Raw genomic sequence first — 16,998 nt, 5'->3', positions numbered from 1 at the left:
TAAAATAATTAATTACTGAGATATTGCGCACATTTTCATTCTAATTGTTCTATATTATAACCAAAAGAGGAGGATATTATGAATAAAGTAGGAGATTTTTTAGAAGAAAAAGTTCTGCCTGTAGCAGCGAAACTTTCAAGTAATAAATTTTTAATTGCAATTCGTGATGGTATTACACTTTCAATGCCATTAATTATTATCGGTTCTATTTTTATGGTTATAGCAAGTTTTCCAGTACCAGGTTGGGAAGCATGGTTGGGAGATATTGGTGTTGCCGGCTATCTTTGGAAGGGTGTCGACAGTAGTTTTGGATTAGTTGGATTAATTTCAGCATTTGGTATTGCTTACAGTATTGCAGATCAGCACAACACAGATGGAATTTCAGCAGGGATTATTGCTTTATCAGCATTTATCGTTGTAACGCCATTTGTTAAGGGGGAAACAGGTGCTGGTATTGCGGTTGGACTTGTGGGTGCTCGTGGGCTCTTTGTAGCGATCATCTTAGCAATTATTAGTGGTCTTATCTACCAATGGTTTATCAATAATAATATTGAAATCAAAATGCCAGATACAGTACCACCTGCAGTTGCGAAAAGTTTTAGTGCAATTATTCCGGGCGCAGTGATTATTACAATGTGGTTAACCATCTTTGGTTTACTTGATAAATTTGGTTTACCAAACTTACATGATATTGCAGCTGTTGTGTTAGGAAAACCGTTTGGATTACTTGGAAATAACATTATTGGTACAATGATTGTTGTTGCATTTAACAGTATTTTCTGGTTCTTAGGAATTCACGGGGGCCATGTTGTAAACTCAATTATGAAACCAATTTGGATTGCAAACTTAGATGCGAACCGTGTTGCTTATCAAGCAGGCGAGGCATTACAACACATTATTACAGAACCATTTATGGATAACTTTGTATACATCGGTGGTGGTGGAGCCACAATCGGTCTTGTACTCGCAATTGCATACTATGCACGTAAGAAAAAAACAAGTTTACGTACTAAAGCTCTTGCGCCAATTACAGTTGTACCAGGACTCTTTAATATTAATGAGCCAACAATGTTTGGACTTCCAGTAGTACTTAACTTATTATTAATTGTTCCATTCATCTTAGCACCAATGCTTAATGCACTTATTACTTATTTCGCAATGGCATCGGGACTTGTTCCTTTAACACGTACTGTAGCAACATGGACGATGCCTCCAGTAATCAGTGGATTCTTAACAACAGGTAGTATTCGTGGATCAATCTTACAAATTATCTTAATTGCACTTGATATTCTCTTATACTTACCATTCTTTGCAATGGTTGAAAAAGGATTTAAGGCAGAAGAAACAGCAGAATAGTAATTATTATATAGAAAGTGTGAAATGATGAAACGATTAATTAGTGCAAATACGAGTGATATTTTAAACATGACCGCTGAAGAACTTAAACAAAGTATTAAAGCGAGTGAGGGACGCGTAGTTTTATCGGAAAACTACGCCGCTCGCGAAAGCTTTGTGGGAGATATTAGTAACTCTGAGATTGCACGTGCATGTGGTGCAGACTTAATTTTACTCAATGGCGTCGATGTATTTAATCCGGATTTATTTGCAATTGAATGTATTGAAAAGAATTTTGTGGATGAGCTTCATCGTTTAGTTGGAGCGCCCATTGGTGTCAATTTAGAACCCATTGATCAAAATGCGGAAATGACGGAGTCACGTTTTGAGATTGCTTTAGGAAGACAGGCAACTGTAGAGACAATTGAAGAAATTGAACGTCGTAATTTTGATTTTGTTTGTTTTACGGGAAATCCAGGGACAGGGGTAACCAACGAAGCCATTATTTCTACCATTAAGATTGCGAAGGAGAAGTTCTCCGGGCTCATTATCGCAGGTAAAATGCATGGTGCTGGTGTTGTGGGACCAATTATTGATTTAGAAACGGTGGAAGCGTTTATTAATGCAGGCGCGGATGTGATTTTAGTCCCTGCTGTTGGAACGGTTCCAGGATTTGATGCGGATGAACTTAAAGAAATTGTGCAATTTGCACATGCCCGCGATACGTTAGTTATGAGTGCAATTGGAACGAGCCAAGAAGGTTCAACTCCAGAAATTATTGCGCAAATGTCAATTCAAAATAAGATTTGTGGCGTGGATATTCATCACATTGGTGACGCTGGATATGCAGGATTAGCTCCGGTTGAAAACATTTTTGCAATCGGTCAAGCAATTCGAGGTATTCGACACACATTGTCATCATGTGCCCGTTCAATAAATCGATAAACATTAATAAAGGAGCATGAAATGCGTAAAGGTTTAAAAAATATCGTTACAGTATTTATGGTTTTAGCTTTATCAATGACATCAATCTCAGCACTTGAGGGTGATGCTAAGAATTTAATTCAAGATGGTGATTTTGAACAAGGTGGAACTTCATGGACGCAACGCAATAAAGGCGAAGTTCAAGACAAAGTTTCATATGATGGAAAATATGCAGGGGTTGTTCCAAATACAGCAATTTCAGGCAACTTTGCAAATGGATTTATTGGTCAAGTTATTCGACTTGAACCGAATACAACGTATCACGTAAGTGCTTATGCGAAAGTAGATGTTAAAGGGGCGGATGCCATCTTTACAGCACGCTTTTGGAATGGCCAACAAGGTGATGTTATTAAGGGAGAAAACGGTCAAACCGTAGATCAACTTGTATCATCTACAGAATGGCAAAAAGTCAGTTATACATTTAATTCAGGTACGGAACAAGGAGCACTAATTCAACTTGTTAAGTGGTCTGAAAAAGAAGAAACAAAGCAATCCAATGCTTATATTGATAACGTTGTGGTAACGAAAGAATCAAATGTTTCAGAAGAAAAAGAAGATGACGTCTTTACAGAAGTGTGGCGTGATGATTTTGATCAAGAATCCCTAAATATGGAAGATTGGGGTTATGAACTGGGTTCGATTCGTGGTATTGAACAACAACATTATGTAAACAATCCAGAGAACGTATTTTTACGCGATGGTAGCCTTGTGTTACGTGCAACCGATCGTGATGTTGCGGATCAATATTTACATCCACGTGATGCATCCCGGAAGGTAATTTATAATTCAGGAAGCATTCGTACGCATGGTCAACGCGAATTTTTATACGGAAAATTAGAAATTCGTGCAAAACTTCCAAAAGGAAGAGGTGCATTCCCTGCGTTTTGGACATTAGGTGCTGACTTTACACTTGATGGCAAGATTAAAGCGGAACAAGGTCGTGGATGGCCAAGCACGGGTGAAATTGATATTATGGAATTAATTGGTGAGGATCGCGATGGTGCTCATGGTAACCGTACTGTTTACCAAACCGTTCATTATGGCCCTGCTGAGGATAATGTAGGACGTTTTTCTGGAAACGGAACTGCGCATACCATTCCTCAAGGTAATTTTAATGACGAATTTCATACCTTTGCATTAAATTGGACCGAAGATACCCTTGAATGGTATGTTGATGATCAAAAAGTTCGTACTGTACCGTATGGACAAGATCCAATGGCTAAAGATATTTTCAACAAGCCGCAATACATTCAGCTAAACTTAGCGATGGGTGGCGCATGGCCTGGACCTGTAGGGGAAAACCTGGCCGGCACTGAATTTGTGATTGATTCGGTATCGTATCAACAAACTGCTGCGCAAGCGAAAGCGGCTCAAGCATATTATGATCGTGCTCCCAAACTAGAGGGGGTTAAACCACTCACAGTTATGCAAGGAGGAACAATCAATCCACTTGAAGGCATTAATACTCTTGAAGGTTATGATTTAGATTTCTCAATAGAAGATACACCGATGTTTAATCCACGCGGTGGAAATTCAAATGTGAAACTTCTTGTAAAGGGTATGGATGAGATGGATCTTATTTCAAATCTTCCAGAAGGTACCTATAATCTTCATTATAGCGCAACACCTCAAGGGGTGGACTTAACACAAGATATTAAAACACCGGTTGCACGTCAAGCAACCACCTTGGTTGTTTCAAAGCAAGCCTTTCCTCAATCGTTTGAACTTGAAATAACCAAAGGCGATGCTTTATCAACGCTCACATTACCACAAGGATGGACATGGAAGAATCCAGATTTTGTTGTTAATGAAGCGGGAATGTTTACGGTTTTATTTGGCGTCAATAAGGACGAGCATTCCGTGCATGTATCACTTCGAACAATGACAGAAACACCCAAAGAAGAGAACAAACCTGCGGAAGTGCTTGGCGAGAAAAAAGACAAGGACGTCACATCAACGGAATCGACCCTACCGAATACGGGTCAATACACGTCAAGTTTCGCAATTGTGGTTGCGTTATCACTCACATGTATTGGTTATGTGATGTTGAAGTTAAACAAAGCGTCGAAAGAAAACGAGTAGTGTAATGTTTAGGAAGCCGAAAGACTGTTGATTCAATCAACAGTCTTTTTATGTGCTTATAAGGGGATAATACGCCTTAAATCAAACACTTATTTGGTGTTATCTTAATTTATCATTTTTTATCAAAACCATCTTGAAATCCCTTACTTTTTTCGGTAAAGTATAAACACTTGAGGAGGTAAAGTATGAAAAAGAAGGTTTTTGATTTTCTACAGCAATTAGGACGTACCTTTATGTTACCAATTGCTTTATTACCCTTTGCGGGACTTCTACTGGGGTTGGGTGCAACCTTTACCAATCCATCATTAATTGAAATGTATCATTTAGAAGGGATTTTAGCGCAAACGGGAGTGTTGTATAAAATTCTAGTAATTATGAAGTCTTGTGGTGAGATAGTCTTTGTGAACTTACCGCTTTTATTTGCAATCGGGGTTGCTTTTGGTATGGCACGAGAATCTAAGGAGGTTGCTGCACTTGCAGCTGCTATTGCTTATTTGATGATGAATGTAGCCATGGCATCCACGATTGAACAATTCGGTAATCTTGAACATTTAATGCAAACCTCGGGTTTGATTACCCATGTTTTAGGGATTGAAAATACATTAAATACAGGGGTGTTTGGTGGAATTATTGTGGGGGTTATGGTTTCGGTGCTCCATAATAAATTTTATCAAATTGAATTTAATGATGCATTTTCGTTTTTTAGTGGGACGCGATTTATTCCCATTATTTCATCCCTATTCGCAATTGGTTTAGGTATTCTTTTTGTTTGGATTTGGCCAAGCATTGCGTTTGGGATTGCTTCTCTAGGTGTCGCAATTTCAAAAATGGGGTATCTTGGAACCTTTATTTATGGATTTATTTATCGTGCGTTAATCCCGTTGGGATTACACCACGTCTTTTACTTACCTTTCTGGCAAACCGCTCTCGGTGGAAGTACGATGGTTGCGGGGACGGTTGTTGAAGGGGCACAAAATATTGTCTTTGCACAACTTGCGGCAGGGGTTCCGGTAGATCCGTCGTACGCACGCTTTTTCTCAGGATTGTTTCCTTTTATGATATTTGGATTTCCAGCAGCTGCACTTGCAATGTATAAAACGGCATATCCTGAAAATAAGGCAAAAGTTAAAGGTTTGTTGGTGTCTGCATCCATTACTTCAATTGTAACGGGAATTACGGAACCAATTGAATTTTCGTTCCTGTTTGCATCCCCATTCCTCTACTTTGGTGTACACGTTGTTCTGGCGGCATTATCATTTATGCTGATGCATATCCTTGCTGTTGGTGTGGGTCTTACCTTTTCGGGAGGGCTTCTTGATTTGATTTTATACGGGATTTTACCTGGAAATCAAATGACCCATTGGATACCAATTTTGCCTGTTGGGTTTCTCTACGGTTTAATTTATTATTTTGTCTTTATATTCGCAATTAAAAAATTTGATCTAAAAACCCCAGGACGGGAGAAAAACGGGAATGTACAACTTTACACTAAAAAAGATTTAAACGATAAAGAGGATGTTTCCGCATTGATTGTGGAAGCGTTAGGTGGTCAAGCGAATATTGTCAGCGTTGATAATTGTGCGACACGACTTCGTATTGAAGTTACCGATGCAAGCCATGTAAACAAAGACCAATTGAGTCAAACGGGTGCTGCTGGATCATTAATCAGCGGGAATACCGTACAGGTTATCTATGGACCCAAAGTTACAAATATCAAGACGAAAATTGATCAATATCTCAATAAGAAATAAAGCACATCAGATCGATGTGCTTTTTTATCTAAGTATTTATTTTAGACATTTCGATACATATTATTGAACATCCTGTTTTGTTGATGACGCAGGTAGAAAAGCATGATATGACTTAGTTGTATAAGGAGGGGCTTATGGAATCTTACTCAAAGCGCACCATCACTCCTGAAGTAAAAGAGTATCAACTTCGTGACGGTGTCGTTCAACTGAAATCTAAAATCTTTATTAAAACTGAGCGTCTTATTTCAAAAGCAATCTACAAGCGCATTCAACAAAATCATAAAACCCTTGTCGATGTGGGTGGGGAGGATGTGACGACCCTTCGGATCTTACCTCTAAATCATGAAAACCTTCGTGGTAGTTATGCCATCACAATTGATGAGACCATTAAAATCTATGCAAACGATGAAGAAGGCACCCTTTATGCAGTTCAAACACTTCTTAAATATGAACAAACCTATGGTGAACTTCAAAAAGGTAAGATTAAGGATGAACCCAGTGTAGAGGAGCGTGGTTTCCATTTGGATTGTGGACGTAAATATTTTACGCCGCAATGGATTCATCAACTGCTGGATACCTTAGCATGGCATAATTTTAATATGCTTCAATTACACTTTAGTGAAAACAAGGGCTTTCGCTTGGAATGTACACAGTACCCTGAAATCGTAAGCCAAAAAGCATTAAGCTTACAAGAACTTAAAGAAATTATGGAACTTGCGGATGAATACTGTATCGAAATTGTTCCGTCATTCGACAGTCCCGGTCATCTTAAACATGTTTTAAAATCATATCCGGATTATGCACTCCCTGGATCTGAGGGTGAAGCATGGGATATTACCAATCCAGACGCATTGAACATGATTTATGAGCTGTACGATTACTATGCCGAGGTCTTTCAAAAATCACGTTATTTCAATATTGGGGGTGATGAATTTATTGACTTTGAGCAGTTTGATGCGTTTCCAAAACTTAAGACCTATGCCCAAGACCAGCTAGACGGTAAAACGGGATACGATACGTATATTCATTACCTCAATACCATTACGTCACGACTGGAGGCAAAAGGATTTACGGTCCGATTATGGAATGACGGTTTATATCGTCTTAATCAAAATCCTGCCATCGACTTAAAGACGTCGATACAAGTCTGTTACTGGACCAAGTATAACCGATATATGGCACCGATAGAGGCGTTTGAAAACCGAGGCATGGCCTTGATTAACTTTCATGCTGAGAACTTCTATTATGTCTTACATCCTGAAGTGGGGGTAAAATGCATTGATCCACAAGGGTGGTTTGAAACATGGACCCCCAATCATTTTCCTTCCAATCAATTCACCCCGAACGTAACAGGTGCTTATTACTCATTATGGTGTGATGAGCCCGAACTTCAAAGCGAGGTTGAAATTATGAAACAAATCCATATGCCACTTTGTGCGATGGGCGCAAAATCATGGCGAAAAGAAAGTACAATGACTTATCAAACATTCATTCAAAAGGAGCAAATACCATGGACGCAAACCGATTAATACAAAAAGCACAAGCACTCTATCCAAACACTGATGTAAACCGAGCAAAAATACAGCTAAACCATCATGTACTTGAGAACTATGCATATGATGGCTATCAAATTCATTATGATGACGACTTAATTATTGTGGCTTCGAATACAGAACGGGGACATTTTTACGGTCTTTTGGATGTTTTTTCGGGCAATCCTTCCACAACACTCAATCAAGCAAAGGTAGCAGAACGTGGGTTGCATGTGGATATGGGTCGTAAATTTTTCAGTGAAGCATGGTTTATGGATACCATTGAGTTGATGGCACGCCTTAAACTCAATACCTTACAGATGCATTTTTCAGAACATTTAGGCTTTCGTATTGAGTCAAAACGTTTTCCACAAATCGTATCAGCCGAGCATCTAAGTCAGGATGCGATAAGACGGATCATTAAGCACGCGAACGATTATTATATCGATGTTATTCCATCGTTTGATTCACCCGGTCATCTTCAAGTTGTATTAGAAGCGTTCCCTGAATATTTAATGGAAAACACAACAATGGGACTTGATATTACCAATCCAGATGCCCGCGCCTTTATTAAAGAAATATACGATGAGATGGATGATTTATTTGAGACATCCACAAGTTTTCATATGGGAGCCGATGAGTTTATCGATTTTGGAAAATATGATGAGTTCCCACAACTTGAAGCATATGCCAAGGAACACTTTGGTCCAAATGCGAAAGGCTTTGATACCTTCGTGGATTATGTTAATGATATCGCGTCTCACATTCAAGGTCGAGGTAAAACTGTTCGAGCTTGGAATGACGGTTTGTATCGCATCGACCAAGAACCCACTATAATCCTTAACAAAGACATCATCATTACCTATTGGACCAGTTGGAATCCTATGATGGCGCCGGTTCAAACCTTTGTGGATCGCGGTCATGATGTGGTGAATTATATGGATAGTCTACTGTATTTTGTTTTGGGGGAAAATGCAGGGTATACATATCCAACCGAAACAACCATCATGACATCCTTTGAACCAGAACGCTTTCCAAATCGTCATGAATCTTGCGAGGGGGACTTAGAACAACGTGCCACAACTCTGGGTGCAATGTTTTCAATTTGGTGTGATAAACCGGAAGCGTTATCGACTGAAGAAGTTGCCTTAAAGATTCAAGATCCACTACGTGCATTTGCTTCAAAATGCTGGCATGAAAACTAAGATTAATAGGTGAATACCTATGATCCGTTTCTTGTGAGCTTCTTAAAATTTTCGTAAACTTTATGTATCAAGAGCCTATAATTCTTGATAATCGAGTACACAAGGTCTTGTAACGGTGTCTCCTGTTTAAGACCTTAAAAGACATGCTTACGCATTGAGATACCTGCTTCCTTCTCGGTTGTGGTATTGATAGGATCAATGCGAAAAGGATGTCTTTTTTATAGGTTTTTTGGATAAAGATAACTATAATTTGTTGATTTATTAGTATATTTTGTCTCTTATATCTCTGAAATGAAAGCGGTACACTTAATATGTAAAACAACAGCAAGACCTTTGAATTTATAGATGTTTGGGGTGAATCAATTGAAAAAAGTATTACGCAATATTAAAAAAAATGCACCGTTTCTTTTAATGGCACTACCTGGGGCAATTTGGATGATCTTCTTTTTCTATATTCCAGTCCTTGGAAACGTAGTCGCATTTAAGGAGTTCAGATTTTCTCCGGATGGATTTTTCGCAAGTCTGTATAACAGTAAGTGGGTAGGATTCCAGAACTTTAAGTTTCTGTTTGCTACCGACAATGCTTATATTATGACGCGCAATACCGTGTTGTATAACTTAGTCTTTATTATCGTCGGAACGTTTCTCGCAGTAGTCTTGGCTGTTATTATGAGTATGTTACGATCGAAGAAAAAAATAAAAGTATTTCAAACGACGATGTTATTTCCATACTTCTTATCCTGGGTTATCATAGGATTCTTTGTATATTCATTCTTAAGTCCTGATAAGGGTGCGTTAAACAGTATTTTAGCCATGATGGGTAAAGAACCTGTTAACTGGTATAATGAGCCAAAATATTGGCCGGTATTTATTGTAATTATCGGAATATGGAAGAATATCGGATATAACAGTATTATCTACTTTGCTTCCATTATGGGAATTGATCCAACGTATTATGAAGCAGCAATTGTGGATGGTGCCAACCGATGGCAACAAATTCGTCACGTTACGATTCCACAAATTATTCCATTAATCAGTATTATGTTGATTTTAGCGATTGGAAATATTATTCGCTCGGACTTTGGATTGTTCTATAACGTAACGCGTAACTCAGGTCCACTAAACCAAGTTACAATGGTTATTGATACGTATGTATATAAAGGCTTATCGGCATCGGGGGATTTAGGGATGTCATCCGCTGCGGGTTTATATCAATCCGTTGTAGGATTTGTGATGTTAGTTTCTGCTAATGCCATCATTCGCCGTGTTGATCCTGAATCAGGATTATTCTAGGAGGATGTATGAAAAAGAAGAAAATTGAAAAAGTAGAAGTAAGAAGTTTTAGTAAAAATACCGACCGCGTCTTTAATGTTATTATTGGATTATTCGCGTTATCTTGTATCTTTCCCTTTATCTTTGTAATTGTTGTTTCGTTTACTACGGAAACAGCATTGATGGTAAATGGTTACTCACTCTTTCCAAAAGAAGTAAGTCTGGATGGATACAAATTCTTATATGACTTTAAAGGACAACTTTTAAATTCATTTGGTATTACGGTATTTATTACGGTTGTTGGGACACTGATTAATACAACCTTTACATCAACGTATGCGTATGCAATCTCACGTCCAAACTTCAAATACCGTCGTTTCTTTACCAAATTCGCATTACTCACAATGTTATTCAGTGCGGGAATGATTCCCAACTACATTGTGATGACTAAATTATTGGGACTTAAGGATACGGTCTGGGCATTAATTCTGCCAATGGCTTTAAGTCCATTTAATATCATCGTCATGAGAACATTCTTTAAACGGACCGTTCCGGACGCAATCATTGAATCAGCCCGTATTGATGGCGCAAGTGAGCTTCGTATTTTTATTCAAATAGTTTTACCACTTGCGGTTCCTGGTATCGCAACCATTAGTTTATTTGCGGCACTAGCTTTCTGGAACGACTGGTTTAATGCACTCTTGTATATCAACTCTGAATCCTTATACCCGCTTCAATACTTATTGATGAAGATTCAATCAAATCTTGATTATATCTCACAAAATGTAGGGTTATCTGGAATTAACAGTGGTATCGGTTTACCGAAAGAATCAGCACGTATGGCGATGGTTGTTCTGTCCACATTGCCGATCGCAGTATCTTATCCATTCTTCCAGAAATACTTTGTCAGTGGATTAACCATTGGGGGCGTAAAGGAATAAGAGCGATATAAACAGCTTTGCCTAATTATGATATTTTATAGAGGAGGAACATCATGAAAAAAGGCGTTTTTAAAACGTTTACAGTTTTAATGGCTGCTTTACTTGTATTAACAGGTTGCGGCAAAAAAACTGATAAACCAGAGGGAGAAGTTGTAACGTTACAACTTTATCAAGTAGGGGATGCACCCAAAAATCTTGATGAATTAACGGATGCAATCAATAAAATTTCTGAAGAAGAAATTGGGGTTAAAGTTAAATTTAACTACATTGGTTGGGGAGACTATGAACAAAAAATGTCTGTAATGGTTACAGCAGGTGATGAGTTTGACTTAGCATTTGCGAATAACTATACCATTAACGCACAAAAAGGTGCTTATGCAGACTTAACCGATTTAGTCAAAGAACACGCGAAAGAGTTCTTTGATTCCGTAGATCCAATTTACTACGATGGTAACGTAATTGACGGTAAACTATACGGTTTCCCAATTAACGGGAACGTGTTTGCACAACAAATGCTTACATTTAACTCCGATTACCTAAACAAATACAATATTGATGTATCAAACATCAACAGCTACGCAGATGCGGAAGCAGCACTTCAAACGGTAAAAGATAATGAACCTGAAGTAGCACCATTCGCAATCGGTAGTGGCTACAAAGCAACTCTTGGAAACTTTGACTATATTTTAGGTGATAAGTTACCATTTGCAATCAACCTTGATGGCGATACAACAAAAATTGTGAATGCTTATGAAACATCACAAGGTATGGAAACCTTAAAACAAATTCACGGACTTTACAAAAAAGGATTAATTCCTCAAGATGCAGCAACGTCCACAACCGGATATGCACTTGAAAGTCCAGTATGGTTTATGCGACAAGAAACACAAGGACCTGCAGACTATGGTGATTCTCTACTATCACAAGTAGCGGGTAAAGAAATTATTTCACGTCCATTAAACAAACCTTTAAAATCTACAGCTCAAGCACAAATGGGTAACTTTATCGTTGCAATCAACTCAAAACATAAAGTTGAAGCGGTAAAATGGTTAAACTTATTAAATACCAATGCACAAATGATGAATACATTGATCTATGGTATTGAAGGCGAAGCATGGAAAAAAATAGATGATAACCACTTAGAATTATTAGATGGTTATAAAGAAGATAATCATATGGCTGCATGGAATACAGGGAACAGTGCCCTTTTACTCCAACAAGCTAAGATTACCGATGAAATGATTGCGAAACGTGCAGAAGATACTAAAAATGCACCTGTTTCACCAATCTTAGGCTTTAACTTCAAGACAGATGAAGTTAAAACAGAGATAAGTGCTTTAATGAACGTTATGGAAGAATACTCAGCAGTTATCAATACAGGAACGGTTGATCCAGAAGTTAAAGTTCCAGAATTTGTGGAAAAACTTAAAGCCGCTGGTTGGGATAAAGTCTTGGATGAAATGCAATCACAATACGATGCATTCCAAGCAAGTAAATAATAAATAAATTGAACAAAGAGCACAAATTGGGGTATCGTTTGATATCCCGATTTTTGCTATGATTATCATGTCAGGGGGTCTATTTCTATGGTTGCTTCAACAATAACAAACGTCTTTGAACGCGTTTATACCGTTATGAAGATGAGTTTAATGTTTTGGGCACTCACCTTAATGGGTGGTGTTATTTTAGGTGTTGGTCCAGCGTTTCTTGTTTTGATGGATTTGTATCATGAACACGGTTGGGAATATCGTGGTTATGCATGGCGTAATCTTGTGTCATGTTTCAAAAATCACTTTAAACGTGGGAATGCGTTACTGTATGCTGTTTTGGTACCGCAAATCTTGATTGGTTATAATGTGTACCTTGCAACGCAAGTGAAACATCCATTATTTTTTGTGTTAGATTTTGTCTTGATTGCAATGTTTATTTTCCTATCAATTGCATATATCTACGGTTTGGTTTTAAATGCCGCATTTGAGATTGAATTCTATAACCTTATTAAACTGAGTGTTATTTCTGTATTCGTAAATTTTTTCAAAATCTTTCGTATCGTTATGTTAATGATGTGTGTACTCGCACTAACATATCGATATAAGGGATTAATTCTTTTTGGTAGTATTGGAATCTATATTGCGCTTATGCATTGGAGTCTAAACGGTTGGATCCATGAAGTTGATGAAAAGATTGAAATCCTTTAACGCGAATACAGAAAACACAAGTTTAATGAAAAAATTGATTAAGTCTTATTCGGTTATCTTAATCATCATCATTACAATTTTCGCGATTACGGTAGGGTATGTCACATCAAAACGAGACTACGATGAGGCGGTACTACAGAATAAAGCAATCAGTCAAAAAATGACGGAAATTATTGAAAGTTATGAGCAGGATCTGCGTAAAATTGTTTTTGATTTGTTTACGGACGCGGATCATGTACAAAGTATGAAAGATTACTTTTATATGGATTTGCCTACGTATTATACGCAACAATTATCACAAGACCCCTTTATCTTCTTTCCTAAAGATATTCAGAAACTCTACGATCGTTATGATGGGATTGAGGGGTTTATGATTACTTTAAATAATTCAAACGATTTGTATTATTCGCATACCTTACAGAAAATGGGTTATAAACCAAAGCGTGTTCCCAATATTGGTGAACAACTTATGTTTCATCGAATCTTAACCAATTATGATTCGTATGATCCTGTAGGGATTATCCATCTCATTGCGGATTCACAAAGCATTAATACACAAATTGATTCCATCAATCATTCCGTGCCACGTTCAATCTATATCTTGACCGATAATGGGAAAATTAAATATGCTTATACTGATCGTGAAGATGAAGGTTTGGGTGTGATGTTGCGTCAAAGCTATGAGACAGGACGTGATTACAGTACGTTAATTGATCAACATTATCTTAAACATGAAGTACCCCTTCAGAATGGAAATCGTGTAGTAGTTGCTGTCAATCGCGCAGATATTGTCGCGAAATCATTTAAAACATATGCTTCAGTTATTTTGGGAAGTATTGTTTTGGATGTGCTTTTATTATGGCTTCTTTTTAGAACCTTTGGTCGATACAGTCACCAAGTTGATGATATCTTGCAGTCCATGGGACGCGTCAAAGATGGTGCCATTGACTACCGCATACCAACCGAAGATAAAGAAGATGAATTACGGGATATTTCTATTGGTATTAATGAAACGTTAGACAGCATCAGTCGGTATGTGGAGGAAATATACCAACTCGAGATTCGTCAACAAGACATCAATCTTCGGGCCCTTCAATCACAAATCAATCCTCATTTTCTCTATAATACACTCGAATTTATACGTATGTATGCAGTTAGTGAAGGGGTCGATGAATTGGCAGATGTCGTTTATACCTTTGCGAGTTTACTTCGAAATAATATATCTTTAGAAAAAACGACGACTTTGGCTAAGGAACTTGAGTTCTGCGAGAAGTATGTTTATTTGCATCAAATGCGTTATCCAAATCGCGTAGCGTATAAATTTGATATTGAACCCGGTTTGGAACAAATCATTATGCCGAAATTCACCATGCAACCCCTGATTGAAAATTATTTTGTTCATGGGATTGATTTTGGCCGGGTGGATAATGCGATCAAGGTTACAGCCTATCGTGAAGCAAGCCAAATTGTATTAGAGGTCTCTGATAATGGTAAAGGCATGGATAACACCCGCTTAGCCCATATTCAGAAACAGATCGACGAGTCTGTCTTTAACATCAACGACCACAATTCAGTGGGGTTATTAAATGTTCATGAACGCCTCAAAACATACTTTAGTGATTCTCATTACAGTATGACAATCAGCATCAATAATCTTAAAGGTTTTACCGTCACCATGCGCTTCGATGAGGAGGGGGATAAAAATGTATAACGTATTACTGGTTGATGATGAGTATATGATTTTAAGTGGTTTACAGAAAATAATAAATTGGGATGAGTTAGGCATTCAATGTATAGGTACTGCTTCCAATGGCCAAGAGGCCTTGGAATTTGTGAGAAGTCACCCTGTGGATATTGTGGTAACGGATGTAAGCATGCCTGAACAGTCTGGGATTGAATTTGTACAAGCTGCCCAAGAAGAAGATATCAACTTCAACTTTGTGGTCTTATCAGGATATCAAGAGTTTGAGTATGTGAAAGAAGGCATACGTCTTGGGGCGGAGAACTTTTTACTTAAACCCATTAATAAAGATGAGTTAAATGAGACGTTACGAAAAACAGTATCCAAGCTTGATAGTGAAAAACGACATGCGCATACGGATACACTGCTGTTTGAGAATACGCTTGAACGATGGGTGAATGATGATATTGATAATGTGGATTTACGTCGTATTCTAAAACAGGTTGATAAACCATTACAAGCCAATGCACTGTATACGTGCATGATTATTACCCAAATTCCAGAACCGGAACAAACAACATGGATTCAACGTCTTATGGACCACAATCAATATTATGCGTTTTATGATGATCACGATCTTGTGATGATTTTAGAAGGCAATCGCATTGCGTTTGATGCAATTCGAAAAGATCTTTCAAGTCATATTGACCACCAAAAACAAATTCTTGCGGTGGGGGAACTGTTGGTGCCCCTTGAAGAAGTACCAAACAGTTATCAACAAGCGGAAACGCTGGTAAGTGTTTCGCGATTCTACGGAGACCATCCGATTACCGAACGCATGATGCTTAAAAATAAACTTGAACAGAATGAATCGATGTATGAAATTTCATTTAAAAAATTTCATCATGCCTTATCGATTGGGGATATCCATTTAATTAAATCTGAAATCGGAGCAATGTTTAAGCTGCTGTTTGAATATGAGGCAGATCCTGAATATGTTCGTTATATTGGATTTGTGATTTTCTCCGATATTTATCGCCAACATGAAAGTGTGGGTTCACAGATGTATCATGACTTGCTTCATGAGTTAAATAAATGTGATAGCATCGCGGAAATTCGCGAAGTCTTGCATCATGCTTTAGAGGCGACACGCAATGATCAGGTCTTAAAACAACATAATCCAAATATTCAAAAAGTCCTTCAAATTGTTTTGAAAGACTACGCTAAGGATATTACCATAAGTTCAATTGCGGATACATTGCATATGAACGCGATGTACCTTGGTCAACTTTTTAAGAAAGAAACAAACAAGAGTTTCTCGCAATACTTAAATCATTTTCGGATTAAGGAGGCCCAAAATCTTCTCTTAAAATCGAATCATAATATTAATGAAATTGCGGAACTTGTGGGTTATACAAGTTCCGGATACTTCTATAAAAACTTTAAAAAGGAATGCGGTATTTCACCGAAAGAATATCGGGAACGTTATTTGAAACAACCAGATCGTATACGATAAAAAAAGCCTCAACATCAATGTGTTGAGGCTTTACTTTTGTCTTTTATCAAATCTCAACCGCACCACTTTTACTTTTATTAAAGTCTATCTCATAGGCCGTTTTGAAGTCAAATATTTTTCGCGGCATTGAGTTAATTTTGAAGCAAATATCATCAAGATATTGTTGCGCTATATCATACATTGATTTTCCTTTTGGTATAAACCTTCTCACGATTGCATTCGCTCGTTCATTGGTTCCACGTTGAAAAGAACAGTATGGATCACACTTATATAGTTTCACACCCAACCGCTTGGCTGTAATTCCTAATGTTTTAAATTCAAGTCCATTATCTACTGTTATCGATTTCGTGGTTATATTATTCTCTTCAATAAATTTTCGAATTAAGTTTGATGTGTAATAGTCATATCGATATTCTGCTTTAATAAGCCAGGTCATTCTTGAGCAGCGGTCTACAATGGATATAATCGCTGCAGATTCATGTTTCTTACCGATTATAGAGT

Annotated in this window: 12 protein-coding genes and 1 pseudogene; 12 read left to right on the top strand and 1 reads right to left on the bottom strand. The window is 37.7% G+C overall.

The features are described from left to right. The first annotated feature begins 78 nt into the window (after positions 1-78). The 12 genes from EPJ90_RS01085 to EPJ90_RS01030 all read left to right on the top strand — a co-directional run bounded on the left by EPJ90_RS01085 (position 79) and on the right by EPJ90_RS01030 (position 16,497). Positions 79-1,356 (top strand): PTS sugar transporter subunit IIC, encoded by a 1,278-nt coding sequence (locus EPJ90_RS01085; RefSeq protein WP_161637087.1) that lies wholly within the window; start codon positions 79-81, stop codon positions 1,354-1,356. Between the two features lie 24 nt (positions 1,357-1,380). Beyond that, positions 1,381-2,280 (top strand): haloacid dehalogenase-like hydrolase, encoded by a 900-nt coding sequence (locus EPJ90_RS01080; RefSeq protein WP_161637086.1) that lies wholly within the window; start codon positions 1,381-1,383, stop codon positions 2,278-2,280. A gap of 21 nt (positions 2,281-2,301) precedes the next feature. Further along, entirely contained in the window at positions 2,302-4,401 is a 2,100-nt protein-coding gene (locus EPJ90_RS01075) for a family 16 glycosylhydrolase (RefSeq protein ID WP_161637085.1), read from the top strand. A 185-nt stretch (positions 4,402-4,586) separates the two neighbouring features. Beyond that, positions 4,587-6,152, top strand: coding sequence for a PTS transporter subunit EIIC (locus EPJ90_RS01070; protein ID WP_200542452.1), 1,566 nt, complete (start codon positions 4,587-4,589; stop codon positions 6,150-6,152). Positions 6,153-6,286: 134 nt separating this feature from the next. Then, the gene (locus EPJ90_RS01065) at positions 6,287-7,681 is read left to right on the top strand and encodes a family 20 glycosylhydrolase (protein WP_200542451.1); all 1,395 of its coding nucleotides are present in this window, start codon (positions 6,287-6,289) and stop codon (positions 7,679-7,681) included. Continuing rightward, a complete protein-coding gene (locus tag EPJ90_RS01060) occupies positions 7,663-8,889 on the top strand; it encodes a family 20 glycosylhydrolase (protein WP_200542450.1) in 1,227 nt (408 codons plus the stop codon). The genes EPJ90_RS01065 and EPJ90_RS01060 overlap by 19 nt, the downstream gene beginning before the upstream one ends. Before the next feature lie 354 nt (positions 8,890-9,243). After that, a complete protein-coding gene (locus tag EPJ90_RS01055; RefSeq protein WP_254007208.1) occupies positions 9,244-10,182 on the top strand; it encodes an ABC transporter permease in 939 nt (312 codons plus the stop codon). Between the two features lie 8 nt (positions 10,183-10,190). Next, positions 10,191-11,102: a carbohydrate ABC transporter permease gene (locus EPJ90_RS01050; protein ID WP_200542449.1), complete on the top strand. Its 912-nt coding sequence runs from the start codon at positions 10,191-10,193 to the stop codon at positions 11,100-11,102. A gap of 53 nt (positions 11,103-11,155) precedes the next feature. Next, on the top strand, positions 11,156-12,601 hold the full coding sequence (locus tag EPJ90_RS01045) for an ABC transporter substrate-binding protein (protein ID WP_161637080.1): 1,446 nt from the start codon (positions 11,156-11,158) through the stop codon (positions 12,599-12,601). A gap of 87 nt (positions 12,602-12,688) precedes the next feature. After that, positions 12,689-13,300 carry a YesL family protein gene (locus tag EPJ90_RS01040; protein ID WP_200542448.1) on the top strand — a complete coding sequence of 204 codons (612 nt, stop codon included), beginning with the start codon at positions 12,689-12,691 and terminating at the stop codon, positions 13,298-13,300. Between the two features lie 25 nt (positions 13,301-13,325). Continuing rightward, positions 13,326-15,011: a sensor histidine kinase gene (locus EPJ90_RS01035; protein ID WP_244660360.1), complete on the top strand. Its 1,686-nt coding sequence runs from the start codon at positions 13,326-13,328 to the stop codon at positions 15,009-15,011. Beyond that, complete coding sequence (locus EPJ90_RS01030) at positions 15,004-16,497, top strand: response regulator transcription factor (protein ID WP_200542446.1); 1,494 nt, start codon at positions 15,004-15,006, stop codon at positions 16,495-16,497. Before EPJ90_RS01035 ends, EPJ90_RS01030 begins: the two co-directional genes overlap by 8 nt. 46 nt (positions 16,498-16,543) lie before the next feature. On the opposite strand, the pseudogene EPJ90_RS01025 reads toward EPJ90_RS01030, so the two are convergent. Continuing rightward, positions 16,544-16,998: pseudogene (locus EPJ90_RS01025) on the bottom strand (IS30-like element ISErh2 family transposase); the annotation flags it as partial.

Source organism: Erysipelothrix sp. strain 2 (EsS2-7-Brazil), from assembly GCF_016617655.1.
GTDB classification, from domain to species: Bacteria; Bacillota_I; Bacilli_A; order Erysipelotrichales; family Erysipelotrichaceae; genus Erysipelothrix; species Erysipelothrix piscisicarius.
The sequence above is the reverse complement of the archived record's forward strand: the minus strand, read 5'-3'. Positions and strand labels throughout refer to the sequence as shown.